This is a genomic window from Phocaeicola coprocola DSM 17136 (assembly GCF_000154845.1).
Taxonomy (GTDB): domain Bacteria; phylum Bacteroidota; class Bacteroidia; order Bacteroidales; family Bacteroidaceae; genus Phocaeicola; species Phocaeicola coprocola.
Genome location: NZ_DS981491.1, coordinates 26,120 through 32,761 on the forward strand (window position 1 = coordinate 26,120; position 6,642 = coordinate 32,761).

At 41.5% G+C, this 6,642-nt stretch carries 7 protein-coding genes; 4 read left to right on the forward strand and 3 right to left on the reverse strand.

Going from position 1 to position 6,642, the window contains the following annotated elements; genetic code table 11:
• Nucleotides 1-83: 83 nt before the first annotated feature.
• The 3 genes from BACCOP_RS13075 to BACCOP_RS13085 are packed head-to-tail and all read right to left on the reverse strand — an operon-like array spanning nucleotide 84 to nucleotide 1,594.
• Nucleotides 84-308, reverse strand: a complete 225-nt coding sequence (locus BACCOP_RS13075) for a hypothetical protein (protein ID WP_007569837.1) — start codon at nucleotides 306-308, stop codon at nucleotides 84-86.
• A gap of 26 nt (nucleotides 309-334) precedes the next feature.
• On the reverse strand, nucleotides 335-1,105 hold the full coding sequence (gene proC / locus BACCOP_RS13080; RefSeq protein WP_007569839.1) for a pyrroline-5-carboxylate reductase: 771 nt from the start codon (nucleotides 1,103-1,105) through the stop codon (nucleotides 335-337).
• Between the two features lie 39 nt (nucleotides 1,106-1,144).
• Nucleotides 1,145-1,594, reverse strand: a complete 450-nt coding sequence (locus BACCOP_RS13085) for an acyl-CoA thioesterase (protein WP_007569841.1) — start codon at nucleotides 1,592-1,594, stop codon at nucleotides 1,145-1,147.
• 121 nt (nucleotides 1,595-1,715) lie between these two features.
• Between BACCOP_RS13085 and BACCOP_RS13090 the strand changes: the two genes are divergently transcribed.
• From BACCOP_RS13090 to tnpB, 4 genes are all read left to right on the forward strand, one after another.
• Nucleotides 1,716-2,999 (forward strand): O-acetylhomoserine aminocarboxypropyltransferase/cysteine synthase family protein, encoded by a 1,284-nt coding sequence (locus BACCOP_RS13090; RefSeq protein ID WP_007569843.1) that lies wholly within the window; start codon nucleotides 1,716-1,718, stop codon nucleotides 2,997-2,999.
• A gap of 543 nt (nucleotides 3,000-3,542) precedes the next feature.
• Nucleotides 3,543-5,348, forward strand: a complete 1,806-nt coding sequence (locus BACCOP_RS13095) for a MutS family DNA mismatch repair protein (RefSeq protein ID WP_007569846.1) — start codon at nucleotides 3,543-3,545, stop codon at nucleotides 5,346-5,348.
• Between the two features lie 506 nt (nucleotides 5,349-5,854).
• The gene (locus BACCOP_RS13100; protein WP_009131422.1) at nucleotides 5,855-6,223 is read left to right on the forward strand and encodes a hypothetical protein; all 369 of its coding nucleotides are present in this window, start codon (nucleotides 5,855-5,857) and stop codon (nucleotides 6,221-6,223) included.
• Between the two features lies 1 nt (nucleotide 6,224).
• Nucleotides 6,225-6,623 (forward strand): IS66 family insertion sequence element accessory protein TnpB, encoded by a 399-nt coding sequence (gene tnpB, locus BACCOP_RS13105; RefSeq protein WP_007569849.1) that lies wholly within the window; start codon nucleotides 6,225-6,227, stop codon nucleotides 6,621-6,623.
• The last annotated feature ends 19 nt before the right edge of the window (nucleotides 6,624-6,642 follow it).

Below are 6,642 nucleotides of genomic sequence, written 5' to 3' on the forward strand. Positions count from 1 at the left end.
CGTTACCGCCACTCCTCAAATAGCTCGCTAAAGGTTTATTCCTCAAATGGTTATGTCAAACCATTGAAAATCTAAAATAAATATTACATTCCTCCTGCCAATCCTACATAGAACAGCACGATGCAAATCAGGTCGATGACGAGAGCTGTCACCGACCACTTTACAAACTGCCTGTTCTTTTTTACAGTACCATAAATGATACCGATGATGGAGGATACCAATATCCCCGCTGCCACTCCAAAAATTCCCTGTACAGCAAGACCGACAAGAATCAGGATAGCCATCGTTATCAGAATGTTATTTTTCATAATATTGAGTATTGAGAATGGAGATATTACATGCTTGCCTTAAAAGCTTTGATAATAGCCGAAGTAAATCCGTCGTGCTCCAGTGAATTGACTCCCTTGATGGTTATTCCACCCGGTGTTGTCACTTTTTCTATCTCAATCGCCGGATGTGTATGTTCATCGCGCAGAAGCAGACGTGCAGCACCATCCAATGTCTGAGCCACCATTTTCTTGGCTTCAGCCGGACGCAATCCTGCTTCCACACCAGCCTGCATGGCAGCTTGTACATACTTCATGACATACGCTATACCACACGAAGCGAGCGATGTAGCAGCGGCAAACTGCTTTTCTTCTATCAGCATGGCAAGTCCCATTTCATTAAAGACTCCCAGCATGGCTTCAGTCTGCTCCTCTGTAGCATTGCGACATGCAATCAAGGTCATACTGGCACGTTCGGCAATGGCTGTATTCGGAATAACACGGAATATAGGCATTTCCGGATCAACGAAATGTGCCAGATCCTCGAATGTCAGTCCGGCCGCTACCGAAACCAGTATCTGTGGCTGACGAAGACGCAAAGGTTTTAACACCTCTTCAACTTTCCACGGCTTGACAGCAACAATCACTACATCTGCATCAGCGGCATCCCTGTTATTGGAAGAAGTATGGATTTCAGGAAACTCAGCCTTCAGTTTTTCCAGTTTGGGTGTGCTGGGATTGGTTACTATAATGTCACTAGCTTTTACATAATGGCCCTGTGCCAGCCCGCGTGCAATAGCTCCGCCCATATTGCCGGCTCCGATAATCGCTACTTTCATATCTTGTTATCTGATTCTTCTTGATTAATAATAAACAGATTATTTCAACGGTTGTGACAACTCTTCGAGTGTTTTGCCTTCATAATCGCAAATAGCACGTTTAAAATCGGCCGGCAATTCTACCGGTTCCTTACTGGCTACATCATATCCTACCATAATGGTACGGCACTGGCATTTCAAGACACCACTCGCTTTATTGACCGCACGCTGAAGCAATGTAAAGCTCTTGTGTCCCAAATGTATCACCGAAGTATGGATAACCAAATCATCCGAGAAAAAAACCGGAGCCAGAAAATCGGCATTGATATTGGCAACCACAATACCTATGTGTTTCCAGTCTTTATCTCCGAACACATCACGCATATACGAGGTCTTCGCCAAATCGTACAGAGAGAAGTACGAAGAGTTATTCATATGACCATACTGATCGACATCACTGAAACGAATCTGCACCGGCAATGTATGCCTGAATTTCATATCATCTTCCATATCATTTGTTTTTATATAATCTCAAATATAAATCTTTTTTCCTGAAAACGCACAATAAAGGAAGATTATTTCTTACTTTTGCCCGTCGTAGAAATTAAAAAGAAAATTTAAACTTTACAATATGGAACAGAAATTCAAAAAGGAAACCCTGTGTGTACAGGCAGGATGGACTCCGAAAAAGGGAGAGCCCCGCGTACTGCCTATTTATCAAAGTACAACATTTAAATACGACACCAGCGAACAGATGGCAAAACTGTTTGACCTGGAAGAAAGCGGATACTTCTATACTCGTCTGCAAAATCCGACTAATGATGCCGTTGCTGCTAAAATTGCTGCACTGGAAGGTGGTGTAGCTGCTATGCTTACTTCGTCAGGACAGGCTGCCAATTTTTATGCAGTATTCAATATCTGTGAAGCAGGCGACCATTTTGTCTGCTCGTCAACGATCTACGGAGGTACGTTCAACCTCTTCGCCGTGACAATGAAAAAACTTGGCATAGAGTGTACATTTGTTGATGCCGATGCACCGGAAGAAGAAATCGAAAAAGCTTTCCGCCCGAACACCAAATGTTTGTTTGGCGAAACAATCTCAAATCCGAGCATTAATGTTCTGGATATCGAAAAATTTGCACGTATCGCTCACAAGCACGGAGTTCCTTTGATTGTTGACAATACGTTTGCCACACCTATCAACTGCCGTCCGTTCGAATGGGGAGCCGATATCGTAACACACTCTACTACCAAATACATGGACGGACACGCAACGTGTGTAGGCGGAGCTGTAGTAGACAGCGGTAATTTCGACTGGGAAGCACATGCTGATAAATTCCACGGACTGACTCAGCCGGATGAATCTTATCACGGACTGACCTATACCAAAGCTTTCGGCAAAATGGCTTACATTACTAAAGCAACAGCACAGCTGATGCGTGACCTCGGTTCTATACAATCACCAGAAAATGCCTTCCTGCTGAATCTGGGACTGGAAACGCTGCATTTGCGCGTACCTCGTCATTGTGAAAATGCACAGAAGGTTGCCGAATGGCTGGAAGCTAATCCAAAGGTAAAATGGGTAAATTACTGCGGACTGAAGAGCAGCAAATACTATGAACTGGCTCAGAAATATATGCCAAACGGTTCATGCGGTGTTATTGCATTCGGATTGAAAGGCAGCCGTGAAGATGCTATCAAGTTCATGGATGAACTGAAACTGGCATGTATCGTGACACACGTTGCTGACGCACGTACCTGCGTGCTTCATCCGGCAAGTCATACTCACCGCCAGCTGACTGACGAACAGCTGATAGAAGCTGGAGTAGCTCCAGATCTGATACGTTTGTCAGTGGGTATCGAAAACGTAGATGATATCATTGCCGATCTGGAACAGGCTATGCAATGTATTTGATTTTCGGCAGATAGCCACATGAATAATCCAAGAGGTCGCTTCAGTATTCTCACCAAGTCTACTGGAGCGACTTTTTTGTAAGCATTCAATATCCTTGCTATTTTTTATATATAAATTCTCTCAACCTTGTTTATTCCACACCAGAAACAGGTGATGGAGATTCTTGCCCAATATTGTCAGAAAACAAGCTGAAGTTTTCCCGAAAACATCATGAAGTTTTTTTAAAATTCGTACAAACTACAGAAGGTTTTGTACAACAAATTAAGCAAATATCCAGAGTTTGCTGCACAATAGTTGTTTCACCTCTTACAGGCTTCATAGTAAGCGATATTCTAGCTTTCTGTCTTTCTTGGTTTTCTGCTTCTGTCATCTCAGCCCTTCATAGTAAATGATATTTTAGTTTTCTACAAGTTATTACAACATCTAAAGCACCTCACGGTGTATGATTGCATATAGACTGTATTTTTCGAGTATTTAATATCTGAAGGTTGTAGAATAGTCTCTCTTTCATTACATTTGTCCGCAAATCATCATTTTTTATTTATGACAACTCCCAAAGATTGGTATAATTCACGAATTACCGAAACGACAAAAGAATTAATCCGAGTAAAAAAACATATTCTGCATATCAGTCTGCTGCGTATAGCATTTTTTCTGGCAGGAATAGCGGCTATCATTATCTTCTTTCACGCCGGGACCTGGGTTCTAATCGGCGCAGCATGTTGCACGTTTCTGCCTTTTCTAATCTTGATAAAGCTGCATAACCGGTTATTCGCACGGAAAGAGTGGTTGGAAACTCAATTGCAAATCAACCAGGAGGAGCTGAAAGGACTGGAAGGTGACTTCTCGGATTTTGATGAAGGAAAAGAATTTGCCAATCCGGAACACCCGCACTCGTTCGATCTCGACTTATTCGGACGCCGCTCGCTGTTTCAAGCAATTAACCGTACATGTACGCATATTGGAAAAGAAACAATCGCCTGCTGGATGCAAGAGCATTTAACAGAAAAAACATTAATAGAACTCCGTCAACAAGCTGTAAGGGACATGAGCGAAAGGCATGAGTTTCGTGAACAGTTTCGGGTAATGGGAACAGTAAACCATGGAAAGATATCCGACGAAGAAGAAATACGCCGATGGAGTGAAAGTCCCTCAGATTTATTGCAAGCGACATGGGTAAAATTGGCATTATGGGGTGTACCTCTTATTAACATCGTATTGCTTGCAGGAGGAGTGACAGAAATGTGCTCAATGAGCTGGTTCGGACTGGTATTTATGCTGTTTGTCATTATCAGCTTTGCTATTATCAAAAGAGCAACACTAGTTCAGCAAGCATACGGCGAAAAACTGAAAACACTAAACAGTTATGCCAAACTGATTACATTAGCCCGTCAGGAAACATGGAAAGCAACCGAACTACAACAATTAATAGACCGGCTTAATATCGACGGACATTCACCTGCTGAAGCTCTGATGCAGCTTTCCAAGGAGTTGGACAGGCTGGATCTTCGCAATAATCAATTACTTTATGTGATATTGGAAGGAAGTATTTTCTTTCAGCTAAGACAAGTTGTCCGCATCGAGCGATGGAAGGAACGCTACGGACGCCATCTGATGAAATGGCTGGAAACTGTAGGCGAACTGGATGCTCTTTGTTCACTGGGTACTTTTGCATACAATCATCCAGAATACACTTATCCTTCTATTTCAAACAAACCTTTCCAGTTTGTGGCAACGGCTATGGGACATCCACTGATGCCTGCAGAGCAATGTGTGAAAAATGATGCCATCATCCCATCCAGACCGTTCTTTTTAATTATAACAGGAGCTAACATGGCAGGAAAAAGTACATACCTGCGTACGATTGGCGTCAACTATCTGCTGGCATGTATCGGCTGTCCTGTTTGCTGTAAGCAATTGACCTTGTATCCTGCACAACTCATTACCAGCTTGCGCACATCCGACTCTCTTACTGATAATGAATCGTATTTCTTTGCCGAGCTCAAGCGATTGAAGCGTATCATCGACTTACTGAATGAAGGAAAAGAATTGTTCATTATTTTAGATGAGATCCTAAAAGGGACAAACTCTGCGGACAAACAAAAAGGTTCACTCAATCTGATCCGTCAGTTCATGCATCTACAGGCAAATGGTATCATAGCTACACACGATCTTTTACTAGGCACACTGGCAGATCAGTTCCCAGAAAAAATACGCAATTACTGTTTCGAAGCAGATATAAAAGACAATGAGCTCAGCTTCTCTTACAAATTACGGAAAGGTGTGGCACAAAATATGAACGCATGTTTCCTCATGAAGAAAATGGGTATCACGATACAAGACGAATAATGAGTATGAAAGATGTGAAAAGGGAAATTGGCTATCTTTTTCTCAAATAAAAAGACATTCCTTCGTTCACGACACAGTTACAATAGATAATACGCTTGAAAATATAAGTCAAGAAAAAGATATATGCCACAATAAGAATGATTGTAAAAGCCTATACGCTCATCATACCATGAAGATATACAAAAGAGCTTTAACGCAGTAAAAATGCAATCAAAGCGAAAAAAACAGCAAATTAGAGCTTGTACAAATATAAAATCAAATATTACTGTCCAACCAGCCATTCAAGCTAAAAATAACTAGTAATATCAATATGGTATGCAATCATTTCCATAAGAAGAGAGAGGTATAAAAACAATTATTAGTATCCGATAAACATATTAAATAGATTAATTATCAGTGTCATTTTTACGGATTATCTCACTTATTAGTAACCATTCTATTTTCCGCCTTGACACGCATGTTCCCTAAACCTACCTTTGCGCCGTAACCCTTAAACAACAATGATTATGGCAAAAGAAAAAGTAAACTACCAGGAGGTATATGACCTCTATCAGTTATGCAGTGAGACCAAGGATCTTCGTGAGTTCTGTGCGGATTATGGAGTAAATTACGACAAGTTCATGAACTGGCAGCGTCATCAGCTATGGAGCGAAAAGTTAGGCAAGACAGTCCAGGTTGAGCAGCCCAAGGTTGCCAAAGTCCGGATAACCGGCAAGCCTTGCAACAGTCCAACCGTAAAGTTGGAGGTGAAACAACCTGAAGGTGAATCTCCGATTAAGTGGGTAAAACTGCAATTGACATCAGGTGCCACATTGTTCCTAAGAAATACCACAGTTCTTGATTTGAGTCTGTTGCTTAATAAAATGATAGGATGATATGCTTGGACTTAGCGCTAACCTGAACTATTACCTGTTCAACGGTAATGTGGATTTGCGGAAAGGAATCTTCCGCCTGTGTGAGAGTATAAGGGAAGAGATGTCACTTGACCCGAGCGATGCATCCAATGTATATATGTTCATGTCCAGGAACCGAAAAGTTGTGAAAATACTTCATTATGAACGCGGATTTTATGTGCTTTACGAGAAACGTCCTGTCATGGGGAGATTCAAGAAACCTGTGTTTGATGAAGTCTCCAAATGCTACCGGATACAATGGTCGGACATGGCCTATCTTACGGAAAGTATAGTAGTTGACAGATGTACGTCAGTCCGAAGATATATAATACATGATATCATAAAATATATAGATAACGATAAAAAGTTGCGTAACTGCTGATTTTCGTACTTAGAATTCA